This window comes from Rhizobium sp. BK591 (assembly GCF_014195045.1).
Lineage (GTDB): Bacteria > Pseudomonadota > Alphaproteobacteria > Rhizobiales > Rhizobiaceae > Rhizobium > Rhizobium anhuiense.
Window position 1 is genome coordinate 278,421 of record NZ_JACIAZ010000001.1, and the last position, 22,330, is coordinate 300,750.

Sequence of the window (22,330 nt, forward strand, 5' to 3'; positions counted from 1 at the left end):
GCCATGTCCGAATTTCTCGAGATCCGCCCGCTCACCAAATCCGCCTTCGCACCCTTCGGCGAGGTGATCGAAGCCGATCCGGCCTCGATGCGGCTCATCAATGGCGGCACGACGGAGCGTTTTCACGCGCTGGCCGCCGCTGAAGCGACAGGCGAAGGCGCACGCGTCATCATCAACCTCTTTCGTGGCCAGCCGCGTGCCTTCCCCTATGAAATCACCATGATGGAGCGGCACCCATTCGGCAGCCAGAGTTTCTCGCCGGTCTCTGGCCGTTCCTTTCTCGTCGTCGTTTCCGAGGACGAGAACGGCCGTCCGCACAGGCCGCAGGTGTTTCTGGCGCGTGGCGATCAGGGCGTGAACTACCGCCGCAACGTCTGGCATCATCCGCTGATGGTGCTCGGCCAAGCCTCAGATTTCCTGGTTGTCGACCGCGATGGGACGGGCAATAATCTGGAAGAATTCTTCTTCGAAACCCCTTACATCATCAAAGAGCCAGCCCCATGACCGGACTGACCACGCATGTTCTCGACACCGCCCTCGGCAAGCCTGCCGAGGGTCTGAGGATCGATCTTTTCCAGCTCGACGGCGAGATCCGCAGACATCTGAAGACGGTCGAGACCAATGCCGACGGCCGGGTCGCCGGTGGCCCCATCCTGGTTGGCGAAGGCTTCCGGGCCGGCATTTATGAACTGGTCTTCCATGCTGGCGACTATCTGAGGGCGAGCGGCACGCCGCTGCCGCATCCTGCCTTCCTCGACATCGTGCCGATCCGCTTCGGTATCGCCGATGTCACGGCGCACTACCATGTGCCGCTGCTGATTTCGCCCTATGGCTATTCCACCTATCGAGGGAGTTAGAGCCTTTCCTGGTCAGATTGAAGCATTCTGTTGGCTCAAACGGAGTTGGATGGTCGACCGGCCGGCGCGCGTCGTAGCCCAGCTCTACGGCCAAGCCGGCCGGTCGATCAGCCGGCCCGTTTCAGCCAACCCGAAGGGCTGGGCATCTTTCCGCCAGGATCAAAGGCGATCGGCTCGGACGTACCAAGAGGTATGCCCTTCGCCAATCGCCTCTGCCCTGACGAAAACCTGCTCCGGCAGAATGCTTCAATCTGACCAGGAAAGGCTCTAAAAATGCGGTTTGCGGCAATTGCGGATATCCACGGCAACCATCTGGCGTTGGAGGCGGTGCTTGCGGATATTCGTGCGCAGGGCATCGATGAGATCGTCAATCTCGGCGATTTCTTCAGCGGACCGCTCGAGGCGGGCAAGACGGCAGACCTGCTGATGCCGCTTAGCCTGACCTCGGTTCGCGGCAATCACGACCGCTACCTCATCGAACAGGATCCGGCTTCCATGCATGCCTCGGATGCCGCCGCCTATCGGCAATTGTCGTCGTCGCATCTCGATTGGGTGCGTAGCCTGCCGTTCGATACCGTCTATCGCGGCGAGGTCTATCTCTGCCATGCGACGCCGAAGGACGACAATCTCTACTGGCTGGAATCGGTTTCCCCGGAGGGCTTCGTCTTCCAGAAACCGATCGAAGCGATCGAGGCGCTGGCGGAGGGCGTCGACCTGCCGCTGATCCTCTGCGGTCACAGTCACATTCCCCGAGCTATCATGCTTTCCGACGGCCGCCTCATCGTCAATCCCGGCAGCGTCGGCTGCCCGGCCTATGACGACGAACTGCCCTATTACCACAAGGTGGAGGCCGGTCATCCGCTGGCCAGCTATGCCATTCTGGAAAAGACGGCGACCGGATGGACATGGCAGTTCCGAGCCGTCGCCTATGACCATAAGGCGATGTCGGCACTGGCCGCCGAAAGGGGCCGTGCCGACTGGGCAGGCGCGCTAGCAGCGGGTTGGGTGAGATAGAGCACGATGCCGAAAAGTGTGAACGGCTTTCGGCATCGTGCGCTAACTATTTAATTTAGAACAGGATTCAGATTTTAGGCCGAACCGGCCTGATCTAGTCCAGACCCGTCAGCGCGGCGATCATTTCTCCTTTGGTGCCGGGGGGACGATCGGCTTTGCCGGGGCTGCAGCCGGTGTTGCCGGCTTTACCGGGGCTGCGGCAGGTATTGCCGGTCTTGCCGGTTTTGCGCCATCGAGATTTCCAAGGAGGGACGAGATGGCGTCGTCGCCCTCGAAGCCGGCCTCCTTCAACAATTTGTCGAGGATCGGTTTGTTGGCCTGATAGGAGAGGAGCTGGCCTGCCAGTCCTTCGCCGAGGCCGATGCCGGTTCCTCCGGTCGCGCCGTTTCCGCGGCCGAGCATGCCGCCGGTATCGAAGATCCTGATATCGGAGATCTTCTCGATCGGCTTGACCGCCTCGGCGAGTGCTTCGGGAATGATGCGGATACGCTCGCGGGTGATCTCGAACTCGATGATGGCAGCGCTCAACTTGTTGCGGGCGTCGTTAAGCAATGCCTCGCTCTCGGCAGCGGCCTTGCCGGTTTCGAGAATACCCTTGGCCTTGATGATGGCCGCATCCGCTTCGGCGGTCGCAAGCGTCTTGATGGCCTCGGCCTGGTCGCTTGCCGCCTGTTTTTCGGCCTCGGCGCCGACGGTGACGGCGGTTGCTTCCGTCTCGGCCTTCTTGCGCGCGTCGATGACGGCGATCTGCCTTTCGCGTTCGGCGATCTCGATCGCCTTGGCGGTGCCGACCTTTTCCTCCGCCGCTATCGCCAGCGCGCGGGCCGCTTCCGCAGCTGCCTTCGCTTCGGATTCTTCGCGGCTCTTGTTGGCAACGGCGATGGCGCTCTCCTGCGCCACGATCTGCAGATCACGCTTGGCTTCGGTGTCGCGCTGCTGGACGGCGCGGGCGGAATCGATGTTGGCGCTTTCGCGGGCCTGCTTGGCGGATGCCTCGCGTTCAGCGATCGCCTGTTCGGAGGCGATGCGGGCTTCCTCTTCGGCGCGTTTGGCGGCCTGTTCCTGCTGCGCGGTTTCGGCGCGTGTCGCCGCGGATTTGTTGGCGATGTCGCGTTCCTGGCTGAGCTCGGCTTCCCGCTTCGTCCGCTCGATGGTCAGCGATTGCTGGCGGGCCTCGAGATCCTTCTGGGCGATGGCGACTTCGGTATCGCGAACGATCTCGTTTCGCTCCTTCTTGCGTCCCTCGGTGATGCGGGTCAATGCGGCGAGACCTTGCGCATCGAAGAAGTTGTTGGCGTTGAAATGCTTGATATCGGTCTGGTCGAGGCGGGTCAGCGACACGGATTCGAGCTCGAGGCCGTTCGACTGGAGATCGGCGCCGACGGCTTCCTGCACGGCCTTGACGAAATCCATGCGCTGTTCCTGCAGCGCGTCGAGGTTCATCGTCGCGGCCACCGAGCGAAGGCCGTCGACGAATTTCGCTTCGATCAGGATGCGAAGCGCCTCGGCATCATTGGTCCGGTTGCCGAGCGTCTGGGCGGCAAGCGCAATCGAGGAGGCATCGGGTTTTACGCGCACATAGAACTCGGCGCCGATATCGACGCGCATGCGGTCCTTGGTGATCAGCGCATCACCTTCACCGCGGCGAACTTCGAGCCGCAGCGTCTTCAAATTGACCCTGGCGATCGAGTGGAAGATCGGCAGGACGACCGAACCGCCGTCGAGCACGACCTTCTGGCCACCGAGGCCGGTGCGCACATAGGCCTCATCGCGGCTGGAGCGTGTGTAAAGAGAGGCGAGGACAAAACCGATGCCGAAGATCAGAACAATCCCAATGCCGGCTGGTAGAATAACGTCGTATATCATTGCTGGTCCCTCAAAGATTGATTGTCCGCATCGGTCGGGTCGGCCAGTGCGGGAATGGCGATATATACATCTGCCGTGCGGTCGACGAGGAGAACCTCGGTGCCGACCTTCAGAGGCTCCTGATCTCTGGCGGCCTTGGCTCTCAGCACGTGCCAGTTTCCATGCTGGTCCTTGACGCGGACGCGTCCTGGCAGCCCCTGATCGAGCGGGCCGAGCGATACTTCGGCCGTCCGGCCGATGAGCGCGTCGAGATCGACGGCATAGGTCTCGTCATGCGGCACGAGCCGCGCCACGGTCCTGCTCGACGCCCTGACCATGGGGATGGCAACCAAGATGGCGGGAAGAGCGGCGACGGTGGCGGGAAGCGGTGCCCAGAAAGCATTGGCGACGGCCTGTATGGCAAAGCCCGTCATGGCGAAGAAGCCGAGCGCCAGCATGATGAGGATGAGCAGGGGAACACCGCCGAGATTGAGCCAGGACAGGTAGCCCGCAAACCCGTCATGGCCATGGAAATCCGGTTTTCCTAGAAATTCCATGATCGAAAAACCCATGACGGTCGCGAGCATCTCGATCGCGGTCAGGCCGGCGAGGACCGCGGCGGCGATGGCGAAGGGGGCACATTCGGGGGCGAAGAGAAGTGCCATCGCCGTTACCGGTTATCCGCCTTGAAGCGTGCGAGGCGCGCTTCGATCGCCTGTTCGCGGTGCAAGCGGTCGAGTTCGTCCAGCTCCGAACTATGGGCGTGCTCGCCTGATGGAACACCGGTCAGCCGCGACACCGCCGCCGCAGCCCGGGCAGCATCGGCGCCCGGCGCGGGCCGGCTGTGACCTGCTGCGGCGTCTTCGGGATGCCTGGCGATGCTGCGCTTGAAATCGGCAAGGCGGGCGTCCGCCTCGCGGCGCGTGGCGAGCACGGCCTGAAGGGCTTTCTGGCCCTCGTCCAGCTGCTCCCTGGCATCGGCCAACGCCTTGTCGAGCGCCGCGATCTGGGATTCGAGATCGATCTGCCGGGCGACGCCGGCCTTTGCCAGATCATCGCGCCCGGAAGAGACGGCGAGGCGGATCTTCTGGTCGAGCGCGTTCATGTCTCCGACGATCTCGTCCTTGCGGCTCTGGATGCGATATTCCTCGGCACGCGCCTTGCCGAGATCGGTGCGGGCCTCATCCGCTGCCGCATCGATCTCGCGGATCGCCTGTTCGATGACGGCGATCTTGTTGACGCCTTCCGCCTTGTCGACCGCCGCATTCGCGATGCCCGCGATCAGGCGGCCCATGCGGGAAAGAATGCCTTCATTCGTCATGTTTTCCTCCATCCGAGCGGAATTCGGCGTGACGCCGATGTGAATCTCGTAACGATCCTGGCCGGCCACAAGATAGGCCGGAAAAATACTCTCCCATCCCCTGGAATAGCCCGCGACATCAAAGGGTACGGCAACGCGCCCGTGCACTGTGGCGATCGTTAGATCCGCGGGGCCTTTGATGGCGAAAAGCTTGTCGTCGAGCGGCAGAAGCGGGGGATCGGCACTCGCGCCGCGATTGGCGGCGAAATCGCGAAGACCGAGTGTCACCAGCCGCGCCGGCAGCCCCGTCTGCTCGCGGACGGTTTCATAGGCAAGTTCATGCAGGAGGACGAGATTGGCGCCCGCCCTGTCGTCGATGCGTTCGTTCAGGATGTCGATCATCCTGCGATAGGCGGCAAGAGTATCGTCCAGCGCCTGCCGGGCCTGTTCATCAGGCGCCAGCGTGTAGCGCAGCAGCGATAGGTGCGGTGTCTTGCCTGTGTTCGCCATAGGATAAAACATAAAGCACCGCTTTGGTGCTTTCAAGGGGTTGTGCTAAAAATACAACCTAAGCTTAACATGGCGTTAGAAGGAGAGGCAGCGTCCTATCGGGCGGCGGTATGCGCCTCGCGAATACCGGCGCTGATACGGTTGATGATGGTCCATATGAGAAGGAGAGCCACCACCGCCCAGAGCCACGAAGTCCATGCTGCAAACGTACCGCCAACCGCGACAAAGATGCCGAGCGCGCCGAAAAGCACCGCGCGGTCGCTCTTGCCCAGCGGCCCGTCGTAACGCCGGCTTGCCCCGACCGTTTGACCCAGAACGCCGGCAAATTCCGTCAGCGCCGAGAGGAATATGACTGATAACGCCGGCACCAAGCCGTTCGGATCGATGAGCGCAAACGGCAAATACAGGGCGACATCCGACACGACATCACCGATCTCGTTCAGATAGGCGCCTAAAATGCTCTTCTGCCCATGTTCGCGCGCGAGCATGCCGTCGATGGCGTTGAGGCCCATGCGCAGGAGAAACCATACCGGCACCAGCAGGAACCAGTGCGGAAGCGGGGCGACGCTCAGAAAAAGGCCCAATGCAACCGAGACGGCGGCGGCAACTGAAGTCACCTGATTGGCGGTGACGCCTCGCGCCGCGAGGGAGCGCACCAGAGGGCGAAGAATATTCTGAAATCGGGACTTCAATTGATAAACAGACATGCTACCTCATTGGAATTTCGTGGCATTTGAACAGTCTATCCCGGCTCGGGCAGTGCAGATCGTCGCAGCTGTGAGGAAGGCCGCACTTCATATCGGTTCATGCAAAGGACTTACATTTGCAACTAGACTTTTGCAATGAAAGCAAATCACTGTGCTCGCCAATGGATGCAACCTATCCACCCATCAGAATTGGAGAAGAGCGTGCTGCAAACTGCCGATAGTGGGCAACCGTCCTCGACGGCCAGACCAATGCATGAATCAGAATTCGCATCGCATGATGGCACTCGGCTGTTTTATCGGGCGTGGCCTTCGACGAGCGCTGCACCGAAGGGCGTGATCATTCTTCTCCATCGCGGCCACGAGCATAGTGGCCGCGTCGCTCATCTCGCCACCGAACTCGGTCTCGATGATTTTTCCTTCTACGCCTGGGACGCACGCGGCCATGGGCGTTCACCGGGAGAGCGCGGCTATTCTCCATCCTTTGCTGCCTCGGCGCATGATCTCGATTGCTTCGTCCGCCATGTCAGCGAGACAAGCGGTACTTCAGTCGAAGACATCGCCGTCATTGCGCAGAGTGTCGGCGCGGTCCTCGCCAGCACCTGGGTGCACGACTATGCGCCGCCGATCCGTGCGCTCGTGCTTGCCTCGCCGGCCTTCAGCGTCAAGCTCTACGTGCCTTTTGCCAAAGAAGGCATCGCGTTCTGGGAAAAGCTCAAAGGTACATTCTTCGTCAATTCCTATGTCAAGGCGAGGTTCCTGACGCATGATCCCGAGCGCATCGCCTCCTACGAAACCGACCCATTGATATCTAGGCCGATTGCCTCCAACATCCTGGTGCAGCTCTATGAGGCGGCAGCCCGCGTCGTCGGCGACGCCCGCGCCATCACCGTCCCGACCCAACTGCTGATCTCCGGCAGCGACTGGGTGGTGCGACAGGCGCCGCAGCACCGGTTTTACGAAAACCTCGGCAGCCGGATCAAGGAACGGCATGTGCTTGCCGGCTTCTACCATGATACGCTTGGCGAAAAGGACCGCGCGATTGCGCTCGCCGAGGTCCGCCGTTTTATAGATGCGCGTTTTGCCGAGCCCCGGGCACCTGCCGACCTTCGCAACGCCCATATCCAGGGCTATACAAAGGACGAGGCCGACCGGCTTGCGAGCCCGCTGGACGCGACATCCCCACGTGGCATCTACTGGGCGCTCAGCCGCCTCAACATCAAGATCGGCGCCTTGGTGTCCGAGGGCATCAAGACCGGGGTCAAGACCGGCTTTGATTCCGGCTCGACGCTCGACTACGTCTACGAGAACAAGCCGCGCGGGCTCGGTCCCGGCGGGCGTTTGATCGACAAGGTGTTCCTCGAGGCGATCGGCTGGCGCGGTATCAGGCAGCGAAAGCTGCACTTGCAGGAGCTGATCGACCGCGCGCTGCAGCGCCTGAAAGCAGCCGGCCGCAGCACCCATATGCTCGACATAGCGGCCGGGCACGGCCGTTATGTGCTTGATGCGATCGAGGCGGCTGCCGTGCGTCCCGACAGTGCGCGGCTGCAGGACTATTCCCCCATTAACGTCGATGCCGGCCGCAACAGCATTGCCGCACGTGGACTGGGCGATTTCGTCAACTTCCGCCAGCAGGATGCCTTTGATGGCGAGGGGCTGGCAGCAACCACGCCGGCTCCGGATCTCGCGATCGTCTCCGGCCTTTACGAGCTGTTTTCCGACAATGCGATGATCGCCGCTTCCCTCAACGGGATCGCCCGCGCGATGCGGCCCGGTGGTCTGCTAGTCTACACCAACCAGCCATGGCATCCACAATTGGAGATGATTGCCCGCGCCCTGACCTCCCACCGCGGCGGCGAGGCGTGGGTGATGCGGCGGCGGACGCAAGAGGAAATGGACCAACTGGTCGCCGCAGCCGGTTTCCGCAAGATCGAACAGCGCATCGACCAGTGGGGCATTTTCACTGTCTCGTTGGCCGAGCGAGTTTGAGGGCAAAGCGTGGAGAAGGCACGTTCACCTTTTTCCCGGGCAGCACCGGTCCAGAAGCGGGCGGCGCTCTGGCTCGCCTTCCTGGGACCGTTCTTCTATCTGAGCTATGGCGGCGCCAATTGGCTGGCGTCGCAGCGCGCTCATGTGCCGAACGTCGCCTTCGCATGGGAAAGCGCCATTCCGTTCCTCGGATGGACGATCATTCCCTATTGGTCGATCAATCTGTTCTATGCACTCTGCCTGTTCATCAACACGACGCCGCGCGGTGTGGATATGCTGGCGAGGCGTTATCTAACGATCCAGATAATAGCCGTCGCCTGCTTTGTCGCGTTTCCGCTTGAAGCGACCTTCGTGCGGCCGGCAACGAGCGGCCTGCCCGGTTTCATGTTCGCCGTGCTCGGCGGCTTCGATAAGCCGTTCAACCAGGCGCCGTCGCTGCATATCGCGCTCCTGGTTGTGATCTGGGACCATCTGCGCGGCCGGCTGCCGCGCAAGGCACGGCTTCTGTGGCACTTCTGGTGCCTCCTGATCGGTGCCTCCGTGCTGACCACGTGGCAGCATCACGTCATCGACATACCGACCGGCATGCTGCTCGGCCTGTTTGCCGCCTGGCTTTTTCCGCGCGATGCCGGTTCGCCTCTCGCGAATTTTGCGATGAGCGGCGATCCGAAGTCGCGTCGCCTCGGCATCTATTATCTATGCGGCGCCATCGCATTTCTCGGCCTTGCAACGCTCTGCACACCTCTATCGGCCGCGGCCCTGCTGTTGCTCTGGCCGGCTGTTGCGCTGGCGATCGTCTCGCTCGGATATCTCGGCGCCGGCCCGCAGATATTCCAGAAACGCGTCGATGGCCGGGCCACCCTTGCCAGCCGCTGGCTGCTGGCACCCTACCGGCTCGGCGCTCACATCAATATTTGGCTCTGGACCCGGGGAATGCCGGCGTCGGTGGCGATCGCCGACGGCGTCCATCTCGGTCGTTTTCCGCGTCGCTACGAGGCCGACCGTTTTGCCACGGTGATCGACATTACCGGCGAACTTCAGCGCCCCGGCGCGACACGCGCGCGCTGGTGCAGCTTTCCCACCCTTGATCTTACCGCCCTCGACAAGATCCAGACGCTCGCCGCGGCGAACCTCGTCGAGGCTGCGCGCGAGCAGGGACCGGTTCTCGTCTGCTGTGCGCTAGGTTTCCAGCGGAGCGCTTGCGTCATCGTGCGTTGGCTGCTCATCAGCCGACGTTGCGAAGATCCGGCCGAAGCAGTGCGGCTGATCGAACGGGCGGGGCGGCGTGTTCATCTGCCCGCGGAAAGTATCCATGCCGTGACGGAGGGCGTGCAATGACGCAGTGGAATAGCACGGCCTCGGCGGCGGCGCGAAATCTCGGCCGTAATTCGATCTTCTGCGGGCTGACGGCACTGTTGCCACTGATTGTCGGCCCGATCACTGCCGAATATCGAGGCTTCGTTCCACAGTTCGGCTGGCTCTTGATGCTGGTTTTCTGCGTGATTGTTCTTGCGCTGGCGATCCATCTTCTCTTCGATGCGCTGTTGTTTCGCCTCGCGGCGAGCCACGAGACCGAGACGGCCGGTCTTGCTGCCGTCGACGACCTGTTGTCCCGCATGCGGCTTCGCAAGCCTGACGGGACACCGTCTGGGCTCGAGAGGCGGATTGCCGGATCGCGTCGCATCGTCTGGCGGCAGCGTTTTGCGCTCGCCATCTGTCTCGTGATTTTCGCGATCCTGGTGCTCGATGCGACCGATGGGCAGCCGCTCTGCTGAATATGACGGCAGGCGATTGATGCAAGCGCTCCGGCACGTGTCCGGCAGGTCTTGCGCGCGCCAATCGCGACGGCGATTCCGGGATCCGTGACCCTTCTAGAGCAATTCCAGGAAAAGTGCGAAGCGGTATTCCGTCCGGAATTGCGTCAAAACAAGAGCTTAGAGCGGTTTTGCGTTTCCATGAAAAGTTGAACCGCTCTCAGCTGGCTTCTCCAGCAGCTTCACTGCCGTCCGTCGATGATCGACGAATTCACGTCGTTGATGTCGCGCTTGCCGCAGAGCGCCATGGTGATGTCCATCTCCTTGCGGATGATGCCGAGCGCCAGCGCCACGCCTTCCTTGCCCATGGCGCCGAGGCCGTAGAGGAAGGGGCGGCCGATATAGGTGCCTTTGGCGCCGAGCGCCACGGCCTTCAGCACGTCCTGGCCAGAGCGGATGCCGCCGTCGAGATGGACCTCGATACGGTCGCCGACGGCGTCGACGATCTTCGGCAGCATGCTGATCGAGGAGGAGGCGCCGTCTAGCTGCCGACCGCCATGATTGGAGACGACGATCGCATCGGCACCGGTATCGGCGGCTGCCTTCGCATCCTCCGGATCGAGTATGCCCTTGATGATCAGCGGTCCGCCCCATTGTTCCTTGATCCAGGCGACATCCGCCCAAGACAGCCGCGGATCGAACTGTTCGGCCGTCCAGGAGGAGAGGGACGAGAGGTCGGAAACATTCTTCGCATGGCCGACGATATTGCCGAAGGTGCGGCGCTTGGTCTGCAGCATCTCAAGGCACCAGAAGGGCCGGGTCGCCATCTGCCAGATATGCTTCGGCGTGAATTTCGGCGGCGCCGACAGGCCGTTGCGCAGATCCTTGTGGCGCTGGCCAAGGATCTGCAGATCGGCCGTCAGCACCAGCGCCGAGCATTTGGCCGCCTTGGCGCGGTTGATGAGGTTGAGGACGAAATCCTTGTCCCTCATCACGTAGAGCTGGAACCAGAAGGGGCGGGTCGTCACCGAAGCGACATCCTCGATCGAGCAGATGCTCATCGTCGAGAGCGTGAAGGGAACACCGAATTCTTCGGCGGCGCGCGCCGCCAGCATCTCGCCGTCGGCATGCTGCATGCCGGTCAGGCCCGTCGGCGCCAGAGCCACCGGCATCGACACTTTCTGGCCAACCATCGTCGTTGCCAGCGTGCGGTCGGTCATGTCGACCATCACCCGCTGACGCAGCTTGATCTGACTGAAATCGCTCTCATTCGCCGCGTAGGTCGATTCCGTCCAGGCGCCCGAATCCGCATAGTCGAAGAACATCTTCGGCACGCGGCGCTGTGCGAGTTTTTTCAGGTCGGCGATGGTGAGCGGGGTGGCCATGAATTGAACCTTCACATCTGAATGCGGCCATCGGCCATAACATGAATTTGGCGGCAGTGTTATGGGAAATTGGCCGTGTGAGGCAGCTTTTCACGGACCGATTTCGAGAGCAACGGCGCGCGTTATCGAAGTCCCGCCTTCAGCGCCACACCTGCAACATAGGTCTCGGCAATCGCCCGGTCGTCGCCCATCGTCTGCAGCAGGAATAGCTCCTCGGGCAGCGTCTTCACCACCTCCATCTTCAGCGCCATGGCCGGTGTCGCCGTCGCATCGAGCACGACGAGATCGGCTTCGGTGCCAGGTTCCATGGTGCCGATTCGGTCTGTCAGCGACAGCGCTTCGGCATTGCCGCGCGTCATCAGGTAATAGCTTTCCAGCGGGTTCAGCCGTTCGCCAAGCAACTGCTGGATCTTATAGGCCTCGTCCATCGTCCTGAGCATCGAATAGCTGGAGCCGCCGCCGATATCGGTGGCGACGCCGATACGGACCGGCTTTTGGCGCCGCGCCAGCGCCTTCAGCGGAAACAGGCCCGAGCCGAGGAAGAGGTTCGAGGTCGGGCAGTGGACGGCGACGGCGCCCGCCTCGCTCATGGCATCGGCCTCGCGCTCGGACAGGTGGATGGCATGGCCAAAGAGGCTTTTCGCCCCGAGCAGGCCGTAGCGGGCGTAGATGTCGGTATAATCGAGCGCCTCGGGATAAAGCTCGCAGGTGAATTTGATCTCGTCGTGGTTTTCCGAAAGATGCGTCTGGATGTGCAGGTCGGGAAATTCACGGGCCAGGGCCGATGTCGCTTCCATCTGCGCCGGTGTCGAGGTGATGGCGAAGCGCGGGGTAATGGCGACGTGATTGCGGCCCTTGCCGTGCCAGTCCGATATCACCTGGCGGGTTTCGTCATAGCCCATTTCGGGGGTGTCGAGCAGGCCCTGCGGGGCATTGCGGTCCATCATCACCTTGCCGCCGACCATGCGCATGTTGCGCTTCATCGCCTCGGCGAAGAAGGCGTCGGCCGAGGTCTTGTGCACGGAGCAATAGGCAACCGCCGTCGTCGTGCCGTGGCGGATCAGCTCGTCGTAGAAATGCGTGGCGATCCTTTCAGCATGCCTGCTTTCGACGAAGCGGCATTCCTCGGGAAAAGTATAGGTGTTCAGCCATTCGAGCAGGTTGGCGGCATAGGAGGCGATCACCTGCATCTGCGGAAAATGCAGGTGCATGTCGATGAAGCCGGGCATGATCAGATGCGGGCGGTGGTCGATCTCGGCCACATCAGCGGCTGCCTTTGCCTTGACATCGGCATAGGGGCCGATTGCCGAGATCAGCCCGTCCGTAATCAGCAGGCCGCCATCTTCCTCATAGAGATAGCTTTGGCTGTCGGTCAGGCTCAGCGGCGCGCGATGGAAGGACAGCAGGCGGCCGCGCAGGAGTGTCGTCGTCATTGTTTCTTGCCTTCGACTGCGTTTTCGAACCAGGCGACGAGCAGCTTGCGCTCGTCCGGCGTGATGTCGGTGATGTTGCCGGGCGGCATGGCATGGCTGCGGCCGGCCTGTATATAGATTTCACGGGCATGGGCGGCGATTTCGGCGTCGTTTTCAAGGATTACGCCCTTTGGCGGTCGCACGATGCCCTCATAAACCGGCTCGGCGGCATGGCACATGGAACAGCGCGTCGACACCAGTTGCTTGACGGCGGGAAAATGCGGGTCGCCGGCGAATTGCTGGAAGGCGGGCGCGACTGCTGCCGCATCCGTTTCGCCGGTCAGCAGCTTCGGCGCGGTCGAAAGCCACATGATCAGGATGAAGAGGATGACGGTGACGATCCAGGTCCAGGTCGGCCGGCCTTTCCTGGCATGCGTGGTATTGAACCAGTGGCGGATGGTGACGCCCATCAGGAAGACCAGGGCGGCGATCACCCAGTTGAACTGCGTGCCGAAGGCCAGCGGATAGTGGTTCGACAGCATGAAGAAGATGACGGGCAGCGTCAGGTAGTTGTTGTGCAGCGAGCGCTGCTTGGCGACCTGCCCGTATTTGGGGTCGGGCGTGCGCCCGGCGATGAGATCGGCGACGACGATCTTCTGGTTCGGGATGATGATCATGAAGACGTTGGCCGACATGATCGTCGCGGTGAAGGCGCCGAGATGCAGGAAGGCGGCGCGGCCGGTGAAAAGCTGTGTATAGCCCCAGGCCATGAAGACGAGCACGATATAGAGCACCGCCATCAAACCCCAGGTGTGCCGCCCAAGCGGGGATTTGCAAAGCACATCGTAGACGACCCAGCCGAGCGCCAGCGACGCCAGCGAGATCAGGATCGCGACGGGCGCACTGATATCGAGCACATGCCGGTCGATCAGGAAGAGATCGGCGCCGCCGTAATAGACGATGCACAGCATCAGGAAGCCGGAAAGCCAGGTGAAATAGCTCTCATATTTGAACCAGGTCAGATGCTCGGGCATCTGAGCGGGCGCCACCAGATATTTCTGGATATGGTAGAAGCCGCCGCCATGGACCTGCCACTCCTCGCCATAAGCGCCGGGCGGCAGATGCGGGCGTTTCACCAGTCCGAGATCGAGCGCGATGAAATAAAAGGACGATCCGATCCAGGCGATCGCGGTGATGACATGAAACCAGCGCGCCGCGAAGGCGAACCATTCCCATGCTATGGCATATTCATACATCGAGTTCCCCTATCTTCCTCCGACTCGTGACATTGCGGAAATTTTGGCGGGGAGGGAAGAGGAGATTGAAGGACTGCACACGCGCGACGACCCGGCGCGCCAAAGGAGCAAGGGAATGATCACCGCCCTCTACAGCGATCAGCTCATCGCCGAAAACGCGCCGATGGACCGCAGGATTGCAGCACTCGTCCGCGCTCGCGGAAACCGCATCGGCTATATCGCGTCGGGTCCAGACCCGGAGCGCGCGTTTTTTGATGAGAAACGGCAATATTACGCCAAGTATGGGCTTTCGCTTGATCTCTTTGTCGATCTCGATGCGCTCTCCGGCGATGAGGAGATCAGCCGGCTGTTCTCCTGTGACGCCATTCATCTTTCCGGCGGCCACACCGGCGATTTTCTGAGAAGGCTGCGCCAAAGCGGCATGCTGGACAAGTTGCGCGCATGGGCACTGAATGACGGAATTCTTATCGGAACTAGCGCCGGGGCGATTTTGATGACGCCGACAATCGCTGTCGACGCCCTCTTTTCTGGCGGTTCGCCCAATACGGTGCGGGATGGCGCGGCTCTCAATATGCTGCCCTTCGAATTCTTCCCGCATCTCGATGATGATCCCGGCTATTTCTCCGCGCTGCTGCGCTATAGTGAGACGACGGCGACCCCCATTCTTGCGTGCCGGGATGGTGAAGGAGTCATCATCAGCAATGGGCTCGTCGAGATCTTCGGCGCTCCGCTGATGATTTTCGACGGTTATGCCGAAGCCGCCGATCACGGTCGTATCGCCGATCTGCTGTCGCGTGCCTAAAAGCTGCCGAGAAGACTGTGCATTATCCCTGACTTATACTGCGCCTGCTAAAATAGCAGACCTTGAACTACGACGACTCGATTACAATTATTTTTGCAGGCCGCCGGAATAAAATAAGAACCGTTGGATCATCGGCGGCGCATTCATCGACGGAGAAGATGCCCATGCGCAGCATTCTGACGTGTGTGATGATTGCGTATGCGTCGTTGGCGACGGCCCACGACGCACCTTCGGGGTGGAGTTATGACCCCTATTGTTGCAACGGCGACAGTCATAATGGCGATTGCCAGATGATCCCTTCGAAAAGCGTGGCGGTGACGCCGGGCGGATATCGTGTGACGTTGATGCCTGGCGACCACCGGTTGGTCACGCATGCTCATGTCTTCCTGCTGCCGATGACGAAGGCGATGCAATCCGGCGATAACGACTATCATCTCTGTCTGTTCCCGAACGAGGATACGCCGCGCTGTTTTTATGCGCCGGAAATGGGATATTGAAGGCGGACCACAGCACCGGACCCGGCTCGCGAACCGGGTCCGGCATGGCGTCGTCAGAAAATCACCGCACAATTCAGGCGGCGTGCATCAATTTCCGGCTGCCTTCATCTCCTCGAGGATCCAGTTGCGGAAGGCCTTGATCTTCGGCACGTTGCGACGGTTTTCGGGGTAGGCGAGCCAGTAGGCCTTGCCGTCGCTGCGGGTCAGTTCGAAGGGCTGGTAGAGCCGGCCGAGCGTGATCTCGGCCTCATAGAAGGCCGGATGGAGGATGGCGACGCCATGGCCGGCGATGGCCGCATCGGCTTCCACGGCCTGGGAGCCAAGCTGGTTGCGCGGGCGCCGATCGAGATCCGTCTCCGTGACGCCGGCTGCCTCGAACCATTGTTTCCACCAGATATCGCCGGCGTCGAAGAGATCGAGCTTCAGGAGATCGCGCGGCTCCTTGATGCCGCCGGCCGCTTCCGCCAGCTTCGGGCTCAGCATCGGCGTGAACTCCAGCCCCATCAGCCGGTGCAGTGTCAGCCCCGGCCAGTTGCCGTCGCCCCAGCGGATGCCGACATCGATCTGCTCGCGGGTGAAATCGATGATGTCAGAGCTTGCCTGAAAGCGCACCGCGATCGCCGGATGCTTCAAGTGGAAAGAGCCGAGGCGCGGCGCCAGCCATTTCGAGGCGAAGGTATGGGTCGAGCTGATGGCGAGCGTGCCTTCGACGCTGTCGCGGGCCGTCGCCATCGCGTCGCGCAGCATGGCAAAGGCTTCGGTTACCTTCGGCGCCAGTCGCTCGCCGGTCTCCGTCAGCGCGATCTGGCGGGGACGGCGCAGGAAGAGCGGCTCGCCGACATTCTCCTCCAACAGCTTGATCTGGTAGCTAACGGCCGTCTGCGTCATACCGAGTTCGTCGCCTGCCTTGGTGAAACTTCCGAGCCGGGCAGCGGTCTCGAAGACGCGCAGCGCATTCAGTGGAAATTGCTTGGAAAGTTTCATGGATAAGTTCTCTTGATGCATGCAGACGGTCGTTCGATTGGAATTGCAGCATTTTTAGCTGCAAACTGCAACTCATACCATCAAACTATTGAGGTGATGTCATGGATTGCTATGCTATCGAACAAAGCCCGCCGCAGCCGACCATCGGAATTTTCCGGCGCATCGGCGGCCAGCTGGCGCGGATCTGGCGCATGCCCAGCCTCGATCTCGACACGGCGCCGGATCGCGTCAAGCGTGATCTCGGTTTCCTCGACGGGCGCGATCCCTACTGCGAGGACGAACGCATGCGGTAGACCGCAAGCGCCGTCAGGATTTCGGCGGCGGTCATGGCGGCGATCACCTCAGGGCGCTTGTCCCTGACCGCCGAGCCGCCGATCGGCAGCGTCAGGCGTTCTGTCCAGCCACGTTCTCCGCCGCCCTCGCGGGAAAGCCAGCTTACGAACGTGGCGCGCTTCGTCGCCGAGCCGATCATGCCGATATAGGCGAGGTCGGTCCGTTCCAGCGCCTCGCGGGCGATGAGGAAATCCAGCGCATGGTCGTGCGTCAGGATGACCAGCGCGCCGCCGGCCGCAACATCCTTCACCAGCGCTTCCGGCATCGGCACGAGCCGCGTCTTCGTTTCGGGAGGCAGGCTGGTGATTTCTTCCTGCCGCGTCTCGACGACCGTGATTGACAGCGGCAACGGCGCCAAGGCCGCGGCCAGCGCCCGACCGACATGACCGGCGCCGAAGAGATAGACCTCCGGCAGACGCTCGGTCTCGCCGGCAAGCCTGACTTCGATTTCTTCGGCAACCGCCTGTGTCACCCGGCGAAACCGCAATTGCGTGCGCCCGCCGCAGCATTGGCCGATGTCGGGCCCGAGCGGGATATCCATCTCCGCCATCCCGCCGGTTCCCGCCAGCATGTCTCGCGCATTGCCGATCGCCATGAACTCGAACCGGCCGCCGCCGATCGTGCCCCATAAGGCGGTTTGCGAGACCAGCATGAAAGCGCCCACCTCACGCGGGGTCGAACCTTGTGTGCCGGTGATGTCGATGAGGATGCTGTCCGGGTGGGCGGCGAGGAAGCGGCGGATGGCGGTCATGGGTGAATGACCGGTAGGTTCGTGGGTGTCTCACGGCGGTTCCAGTCTCTCTGCCCGCCCCGATCAGCCGCCGAGGCCAATAAACAAGCGGGACGCATTCGCATCTCCTACACCCGCTTCATCCGCTCGACTGCCATCAGTACCCGCTCGGGCGTCGCCGGCGCATCCAGCCTCGGGCAGACCTTGTAGTTGGCCACACTCGCCACCGCCATCGACAGTGCCTCCAGCACCGAGATCGCCAGCATGAAGGGTGGTTCGCCGACCGCCTTGGAGCGACCGATGGTGGCCTCAGCGTTCTCCGACCATTCGGCGAGGCGCACGTTGAAGATCTTTGGACGGTCGGAGGCGAGCGGAATCTTGTAGGTCGAGGGGGCGTGAGTGCGCAGCCGGCCCTTGTCGTCCCACCAGAGTTCTTCCGTCGTCAGCCAGCCCAGGCCCTGCACGAAGGCGCCTTCGACCTGGCCCATATCGATCGCCGGATTCAGCGAGCGACCGACATCGTGGAGGATGTCGGTACGGTCGATCAGATATTCGCCCGTCAGCGTGTCGATCGACACCTCGGTGCAGGAGGCGCCGTAGGCGAAATAATAGAAGGGCGTGCCGCGGCCGGCCTTGCGGTCCCAGTGGATCTTCGGCGTCTTGTAGAAGCCGGCGGCGGAAAGCTGGACGCGGGCGAAATAGGCCTGCTTGATGAAATCGGGAAAGGGAATCTCGATCTCGCCGGCGCGCACCCGGTTCGGCAGGAAGACGATGTCGGAAGGCGCCACATCCCATTTTTCGGCAGCAAACGCCACCAGCCGTTCCTTGATCTGGCGGGCGGCGTCGAAGGCTGCCATGCCGTTCAAATCCGAGCCGGAGGAGGCCGCCGTCGCCGAGGTGTTCGGCACCTTGGCCGTTGTCGTCGCGGTGATCTTCACCCTGTCGATATCGACCTGGAAGCTGTCGGCCAGCACCTGCGCCACCTTGGTGTAGAGGCCCTGGCCCATTTCGGTGCCGCCATGATTCAGATGGATCGAGCCGTCCTGATAGATGTGGACGAGGGCGCCGGCCTGGTTGAAGGCGGTCATGGTGAAGGAGATGCCGAATTTGACCGGCGTCAGCGCGATGCCCTTTCTGATATAGCGGCTGTCGCGGTTGAAGGCGATGATGGCGTTGCGCCGCGCCTGGTATCCGGCGGTCTCTTCCAGCTCCTCGACGACGCGGGCGATGACATTGTCCTCGACCTCCTGATGGTAAGGGGTGAGCGTGCGCCCGGAGCCCGGCTGGCCGTAAAAATTCCGCTTGCGGACGTCGAGAGGATCCTTGCCGAGGGCATAGGCGATCTCCTCGATGAAGCGCTCGGCGCCGAGCATGCCCTGCGGCCCGCCGAAACCGCGGAAGGCGGTGTTGGAAACGGTGTGCGTTTTCAGCGGTTTCGAGACCAGATGCACATGGGGGTAGAAGTAGCTGGAATCAGCATGGAAGAGGGCGCGGTCGGTCACCGGTCCGGAGAGGTCGGAGGAGAAGCCGCAGCGGGCCGCATAGGTCGCGTCGACCGCGTGGATGCGACCTTCGGCGTCGAAGCCGAGTTCGTAATCGACGAGGAAATCGTGGCGCTTGCCGGTGGCGCTCATGTCCTCGTCGCGGTCCGGGCGGAACTTGACCGCGCGGCCGAGCTTCTTGGCGGCGATGGCGGCGAGTGCTGCGAACTGATTGCCCTGCGTCTCCTTGCCGCCGAAGCCGCCGCCCATGCGGCGCACATTAACGGTCACGGCGTTGGACGGGATATCGAGCACATGGCCGACGATGTGCTGGATCTCACTCGGATGCTGCGTCGAGGACCAGACGGTGACCTCGTCGTCCTCGCCGGGGATCGCTACGGCGATATGGCCTTCGAGGTAAAAATGCTCCTGTCCGCCGATGCGCATCTGACCTTTCAGACGCATGGCGGCATTGGTCATTTCCGTTTCCGGCTCGCCGCGCCTGAGCGTCATCGGGGTGATGACCAGCGGGCTGCCATTGGCGAGCGCACCATCGATATCGCTCCAGTGCTGCAGGTCGCGATAGTCGATCTTTGCCAGCCGCGCGGCGCGGCGGGCAGCGTCGCGCGTTTCGGCGATGACGGCAAAGATCGGCTGGCCGTGGAACTGAACTAAAGTTTCGGCCAGCAGCGGCTCGTCATGGCTGCCGTTCGAGCTGACGTCGTTGACGCCGGGCACGTCCTTGCCGGTGAAGACCCATACGACGCCGGGATAGGCGGCGACGGCGGAAAGGTCGATGCCGGCGATTTCGGCATGCGCCCGGTCGGAGAGGCCGAGGGCGCCGTGCAGCAGGCCTGCGGGTTCCGGAATGTCGTCGATATAATCGGCGGTTCCAGTGACGTGCTTATGCGCGGAATCATGCCGCAGCGCGCCGTGCATCGGGCCTGATATGATAACCTTGCGGTCGTCGAAGGTGGACTTGTCCATTAGCGCCTCCCTGTCGAGAGATTGCCCGCAGCCGATGCTCCGGGCGCTCGCGGCTCAGCGCCGACGGTCAATCTTTCCATCACGCCACCTCCTCGAACCGCTTCAGTTCCGCCGGCGCGCCGACGGTCTCGAGGTAGAACCGCGTCAGCAGGTTCTTTGCCGTCAGCTGGCGGTATTCCGCCGAGGCGCGCCAGTCGGTCAGCGGCTGGTAATCGGCGTCGAAGGCGGGACGGGCCGCCTCGATCGTCGCTTCCGTCCATGGTTTGCCGATCAGTTCGGCCTCCACCGTGCGGGCGCGTTTCGGCGTTGCCGCCATGCCGCCGTAGGCGATGCGGATATCGGTGATCATCTCGGCATCGTCGAGCGTCAGCAGGAAGGCGCCGAGCACGGCGGTGATGTCCTCGTCGCGACGCTTGGTGATCTTGTAGGCGGCAAAGCGGCTGGTTGCTGCCGGATAGGGCACAAAAACGCTTTCCACGAATTCGCCGGGTTTCCGGTCCTGCTTGCCATAGGCGATGAAGAAATCCTCGAGCGGCATTCTGCGCTGGCCTTGCAGGGACCGCAGCGTCAGCGTCGCGCCGAGCGCGATCAGCGGCGGTGGGCTATCGCCGATCGGCGAACCGTTTGCGATATTGCCGCCGATCGTGCCCATATTGCGCACCTGCTCGCCGCCGATGCGGTCGATCAGCCGCCCGAGCGCGGGGATTTTCTTGGAGATCGCCTCGAAAGCCTTGGTGTAACTGACGCCGGCGCCGATGGTGATGCCATCCTCGCCTTCCCCAACCGACTGCAATTCGCTGAGGTGGCTGATGAAAACCACCGGGCTCAGCCTGCGCATCTGCTTCGTCACCCAGAGGCCGACATCCGTCGCGCCGGCGACGATAATCGCATCAGGCTCCTGCGAGAGGACTTCGGCGAGCGCCTGGACCGAAGCCGGCACGATCAGCCGGTCGTCGCCATTGGCAATCCGGATCGTGCCGCTCGCCTGCATCGCCCAGAGCCGGGCGACGATTTCGGATCGCGTCCGTTCCAGCGGATCGAAGAGGGTGCTTGGCCGCATCAGGCTCACCTGCTCGGCAGCCTTGACGATCGGCTCATAGCCGGTGCAACGACAGAGGTTGCCTTGCAGCGCCTTTTCGATCTCGTAGCGGCTGGGGTTTTCCCTGGTCAGCCACAGGCCATAGAGCGACATGACGAAGCCCGGGGTACAGAAGCCGCATTGCGAGCCGTGACAATCGACCAATGCCTGTTGCACCGGATGCAGCGCGCCGTCCCTGCCGGCGAGATGCTCGACCGTCACCACATGGGTGGCGTGCAGTGAACCGATGAAACGGATGCAGGCATTGACGGATTCATAGGCGAGCTTACCGTCGGCAAGCCGCCCGACGAGCACGGTGCAGGCGCCGCAATCGCCTTCCGCACATCCTTCCTTGGTGCCTGTCAGCCGTCGCTTCAACCGCAGAAAATCGAGAAGCGTCTCGGTCGGCCTGACATCGGTGAGCGTGATGTCCTCGCCATTCAGGATGAAGCGGATGCTGTCGTTCATGATATTCCCGGTTATTTTTTCCAAATGGTTAAGCCGCCGTCCAGCCACCGTCAATCGAGATATGCGTTCCGGTCACCTGGCGGGCCGCGTCGCTGGCGAGGTAGAGCGACAGTGCACCGATTTCCTCGGCCTTGACGAATTCACGCGTCGGCTGCGCCTTGAGGATGACTTCGCTCTTCACCTGCTCCTCGGTCATGCCGCGGGCTTTGGCGGTATCCGGGATCTGCTTCTCGACGAGCGGTGTCAGCACATAGCCGGGGCAGATGGCGTTTACGGTCACGCCGAATTCGGCAAGTTCAAGTGCTGCCGTCTTCGTCAGGCCTAATATACCATGTTTTGCCGCGACATAGGCGGATTTGAAGGGGGAGGCGACGAGCCCGTGGGCCGAGGCGATGTTGATGATGCGGCCGTACTTCCTGGCCTTCATCAGCGGGATCGCGGCGCGCATGGTATGAAAGGAGCTCGACAGATTGATCGCGATGATCTGATCCCATTTTTCGACCGGGAAATCCTCGATCTTCTCGACATGCTGGATGCCGGCATTGTTGACCAGGACGTCGACGGTGTCGAAGGTCTTGTCAGCCGTTTCGATCAGGTCGGCGATCTCGGCGGGCTTCGTCATGTCGGCCGGATGATAGATCGCCCGGCCTTTGGACAATGATTCAAGCCGCTCGACGATCGCCTTGATTTCATCGGCCTTTCCGAAGCCGTTGATGACGACGTTGTCGCCCATTTCGGCGAAGGCCGTGGCGATCGCAAGGCCGATGCCGCTGGTGGAGCCGGTGACGACGACTGTTCTGCTCATGCTTTTCACTCCTGAAATCGCGATGCTGCGTTGCAGCGTTATTTGCGAGGTTATGCCCAAAGCCGTCGGGCTGGCAATTCCGCTTTATTCGCTTTTCTCGCCCGCATCCGTGTCCTATTGATTTGCCTCGACAATTGAC

The 22,330-nt window shown here is 62.0% G+C and carries 21 protein-coding genes; 9 read left to right on the forward strand and 12 right to left on the reverse strand.

Translation table 11 applies throughout. From position 1 onward, the window contains the following. Positions 1-3: 3 nt before the first annotated feature. From FHX10_RS01280 to FHX10_RS01290, 3 genes are all read left to right on the forward strand, one after another. Positions 4-504 (forward strand): ureidoglycolate lyase, encoded by a 501-nt coding sequence (locus FHX10_RS01280; protein WP_028758999.1) that lies wholly within the window; start codon positions 4-6, stop codon positions 502-504. Next, a complete protein-coding gene (gene uraH / locus FHX10_RS01285) occupies positions 501-857 on the forward strand; it encodes a hydroxyisourate hydrolase (RefSeq protein WP_063474475.1) in 357 nt (118 codons plus the stop codon). The genes FHX10_RS01280 and uraH overlap by 4 nt, the downstream gene beginning before the upstream one ends. 273 nt (positions 858-1,130) lie before the next feature. Continuing rightward, the gene (locus FHX10_RS01290; protein WP_063474476.1) at positions 1,131-1,871 is read left to right on the forward strand and encodes a metallophosphoesterase family protein; all 741 of its coding nucleotides are present in this window, start codon (positions 1,131-1,133) and stop codon (positions 1,869-1,871) included. 120 nt (positions 1,872-1,991) lie between these two features. On the opposite strand, the gene FHX10_RS01295 is transcribed toward FHX10_RS01290, so the two are convergent. The 4 genes from FHX10_RS01295 to FHX10_RS01310 all read right to left on the reverse strand — a co-directional run bounded on the left by FHX10_RS01295 (position 1,992) and on the right by FHX10_RS01310 (position 6,233). Next, on the reverse strand, positions 1,992-3,737 hold the full coding sequence (locus FHX10_RS01295) for a flotillin family protein (protein WP_063474477.1): 1,746 nt from the start codon (positions 3,735-3,737) through the stop codon (positions 1,992-1,994). Then, positions 3,734-4,381 (reverse strand): OB-fold-containig protein, encoded by a 648-nt coding sequence (locus tag FHX10_RS01300; protein WP_063474478.1) that lies wholly within the window; start codon positions 4,379-4,381, stop codon positions 3,734-3,736. Before FHX10_RS01300 ends, FHX10_RS01295 begins: the two co-directional genes overlap by 4 nt. Before the next feature lie 5 nt (positions 4,382-4,386). Then, positions 4,387-5,526: a PspA/IM30 family protein gene (locus FHX10_RS01305; RefSeq protein WP_373289053.1), complete on the reverse strand. Its 1,140-nt coding sequence runs from the start codon at positions 5,524-5,526 to the stop codon at positions 4,387-4,389. 95 nt (positions 5,527-5,621) lie between these two features. Beyond that, positions 5,622-6,233, reverse strand: a complete 612-nt coding sequence (locus tag FHX10_RS01310) for a CDP-alcohol phosphatidyltransferase family protein (protein WP_063474479.1) — start codon at positions 6,231-6,233, stop codon at positions 5,622-5,624. Between the two features lie 201 nt (positions 6,234-6,434). On the opposite strand from FHX10_RS01310, the gene FHX10_RS01315 reads away from it, so the two are divergent. From FHX10_RS01315 to FHX10_RS01325, 3 genes are read left to right on the forward strand one after another with little or no spacing between them, the layout of a single operon-like run. Further along, entirely contained in the window at positions 6,435-8,219 is a 1,785-nt protein-coding gene (locus FHX10_RS01315) for a bifunctional alpha/beta hydrolase/class I SAM-dependent methyltransferase (RefSeq protein WP_063474480.1), read from the forward strand. A 9-nt stretch (positions 8,220-8,228) separates the two neighbouring features. Continuing rightward, positions 8,229-9,557, forward strand: a complete 1,329-nt coding sequence (locus FHX10_RS01320; protein WP_063474481.1) for a phosphatase PAP2/dual specificity phosphatase family protein — start codon at positions 8,229-8,231, stop codon at positions 9,555-9,557. Further along, positions 9,554-9,994, forward strand: a complete 441-nt coding sequence (locus tag FHX10_RS01325; protein WP_063474482.1) for a hypothetical protein — start codon at positions 9,554-9,556, stop codon at positions 9,992-9,994. The genes FHX10_RS01320 and FHX10_RS01325 overlap by 4 nt, the downstream gene beginning before the upstream one ends. A 221-nt stretch (positions 9,995-10,215) precedes the next feature. Here the strand turns inward: FHX10_RS01325 and FHX10_RS01330 are convergent, their stop codons facing one another. The 3 genes from FHX10_RS01330 to puuD form a co-directional block, all read right to left on the reverse strand. Next, positions 10,216-11,358, reverse strand: coding sequence for an alpha-hydroxy acid oxidase (locus FHX10_RS01330; RefSeq protein WP_063474483.1), 1,143 nt, complete (start codon positions 11,356-11,358; stop codon positions 10,216-10,218). Positions 11,359-11,480: 122 nt separating this feature from the next. Then, positions 11,481-12,791 (reverse strand): guanine deaminase, encoded by a 1,311-nt coding sequence (guaD, locus tag FHX10_RS01335; RefSeq protein WP_063474484.1) that lies wholly within the window; start codon positions 12,789-12,791, stop codon positions 11,481-11,483. Next, positions 12,788-14,026: a urate hydroxylase PuuD gene (gene puuD, locus FHX10_RS01340; RefSeq protein ID WP_063474485.1), complete on the reverse strand. Its 1,239-nt coding sequence runs from the start codon at positions 14,024-14,026 to the stop codon at positions 12,788-12,790. Before puuD ends, guaD begins: the two co-directional genes overlap by 4 nt. Positions 14,027-14,141: 115 nt before the next feature. On the opposite strand from puuD, the gene FHX10_RS01345 reads away from it, so the two are divergent. Together FHX10_RS01345 and FHX10_RS01350 are read left to right on the forward strand one after the other, a co-directional pair. Further along, positions 14,142-14,828: a Type 1 glutamine amidotransferase-like domain-containing protein gene (locus tag FHX10_RS01345; RefSeq protein ID WP_063474486.1), complete on the forward strand. Its 687-nt coding sequence runs from the start codon at positions 14,142-14,144 to the stop codon at positions 14,826-14,828. A gap of 164 nt (positions 14,829-14,992) precedes the next feature. Then, positions 14,993-15,325, forward strand: coding sequence for a hypothetical protein (locus FHX10_RS01350; RefSeq protein ID WP_018243137.1), 333 nt, complete (start codon positions 14,993-14,995; stop codon positions 15,323-15,325). Positions 15,326-15,412: 87 nt separating this feature from the next. On the opposite strand, the gene FHX10_RS01355 is transcribed toward FHX10_RS01350, so the two are convergent. Further along, a complete protein-coding gene (locus FHX10_RS01355; protein WP_184389040.1) occupies positions 15,413-16,309 on the reverse strand; it encodes a LysR substrate-binding domain-containing protein in 897 nt (298 codons plus the stop codon). Between the two features lie 101 nt (positions 16,310-16,410). Between FHX10_RS01355 and FHX10_RS01360 the strand changes: the two genes are divergently transcribed. Further along, positions 16,411-16,602: a hypothetical protein gene (locus tag FHX10_RS01360; RefSeq protein ID WP_047611388.1), complete on the forward strand. Its 192-nt coding sequence runs from the start codon at positions 16,411-16,413 to the stop codon at positions 16,600-16,602. Here FHX10_RS01360 and xdhC read toward each other — a convergent pair. From xdhC to FHX10_RS01380, 4 genes are all read right to left on the reverse strand, one after another. Beyond that, positions 16,575-17,393, reverse strand: coding sequence for a xanthine dehydrogenase accessory protein XdhC (gene xdhC, locus FHX10_RS01365; RefSeq protein WP_063474488.1), 819 nt, complete (start codon positions 17,391-17,393; stop codon positions 16,575-16,577). The genes FHX10_RS01360 and xdhC overlap by 28 nt on opposite strands. A 107-nt stretch (positions 17,394-17,500) precedes the next feature. Next, positions 17,501-19,840, reverse strand: a complete 2,340-nt coding sequence (gene xdhB / locus FHX10_RS01370; protein ID WP_063474489.1) for a xanthine dehydrogenase molybdopterin binding subunit — start codon at positions 19,838-19,840, stop codon at positions 17,501-17,503. Between the two features lie 79 nt (positions 19,841-19,919). Beyond that, positions 19,920-21,386, reverse strand: coding sequence for a xanthine dehydrogenase small subunit (gene xdhA, locus FHX10_RS01375; protein WP_063474490.1), 1,467 nt, complete (start codon positions 21,384-21,386; stop codon positions 19,920-19,922). Positions 21,387-21,414: 28 nt separating this feature from the next. Next, positions 21,415-22,191: a 3-hydroxybutyrate dehydrogenase gene (locus FHX10_RS01380; RefSeq protein WP_063474491.1), complete on the reverse strand. Its 777-nt coding sequence runs from the start codon at positions 22,189-22,191 to the stop codon at positions 21,415-21,417. Positions 22,192-22,330: the final 139 nt, after the last annotated feature.

Coding starts and splice junctions, on each gene's coding strand:
- FHX10_RS01280 (WP_028758999.1), top strand. CDS start 4: ATGTCCGAATTTCTCGAGATCCGCCCGCTCACCAAATCCGCCTTCGCA.
- uraH (WP_063474475.1), top strand. CDS start 501: ATGACCGGACTGACCACGCATGTTCTCGACACCGCCCTCGGCAAGCCT.
- FHX10_RS01290 (WP_063474476.1), top strand. CDS start 1,131: ATGCGGTTTGCGGCAATTGCGGATATCCACGGCAACCATCTGGCGTTG.
- FHX10_RS01295 (WP_063474477.1), bottom strand. CDS start 3,737: ATGATATACGACGTTATTCTACCAGCCGGCATTGGGATTGTTCTGATC.
- FHX10_RS01300 (WP_063474478.1), bottom strand. CDS start 4,381: ATGGCACTTCTCTTCGCCCCCGAATGTGCCCCCTTCGCCATCGCCGCC.
- FHX10_RS01305 (WP_373289053.1), bottom strand. CDS start 5,526: ATGGCGAACACAGGCAAGACACCGCACCTATCGCTGCTGCGCTACACG.
- FHX10_RS01310 (WP_063474479.1), bottom strand. CDS start 6,233: ATGTCTGTTTATCAATTGAAGTCCCGATTTCAGAATATTCTTCGCCCT.
- FHX10_RS01325 (WP_063474482.1), top strand. CDS start 9,554: ATGACGCAGTGGAATAGCACGGCCTCGGCGGCGGCGCGAAATCTCGGC.
- FHX10_RS01330 (WP_063474483.1), bottom strand. CDS start 11,358: ATGGCCACCCCGCTCACCATCGCCGACCTGAAAAAACTCGCACAGCGC.
- guaD (WP_063474484.1), bottom strand. CDS start 12,791: ATGACGACGACACTCCTGCGCGGCCGCCTGCTGTCCTTCCATCGCGCG.
- puuD (WP_063474485.1), bottom strand. CDS start 14,026: ATGTATGAATATGCCATAGCATGGGAATGGTTCGCCTTCGCGGCGCGC.
- FHX10_RS01345 (WP_063474486.1), top strand. CDS start 14,142: ATGATCACCGCCCTCTACAGCGATCAGCTCATCGCCGAAAACGCGCCG.
- FHX10_RS01350 (WP_018243137.1), top strand. CDS start 14,993: ATGCGCAGCATTCTGACGTGTGTGATGATTGCGTATGCGTCGTTGGCG.
- FHX10_RS01355 (WP_184389040.1), bottom strand. CDS start 16,309: ATGAAACTTTCCAAGCAATTTCCACTGAATGCGCTGCGCGTCTTCGAG.
- FHX10_RS01360 (WP_047611388.1), top strand. CDS start 16,411: ATGGATTGCTATGCTATCGAACAAAGCCCGCCGCAGCCGACCATCGGA.
- xdhC (WP_063474488.1), bottom strand. CDS start 17,393: ATGACCGCCATCCGCCGCTTCCTCGCCGCCCACCCGGACAGCATCCTC.
- xdhB (WP_063474489.1), bottom strand. CDS start 19,840: ATGGACAAGTCCACCTTCGACGACCGCAAGGTTATCATATCAGGCCCG.
- xdhA (WP_063474490.1), bottom strand. CDS start 21,386: ATGAACGACAGCATCCGCTTCATCCTGAATGGCGAGGACATCACGCTC.
- FHX10_RS01380 (WP_063474491.1), bottom strand. CDS start 22,191: ATGAGCAGAACAGTCGTCGTCACCGGCTCCACCAGCGGCATCGGCCTT.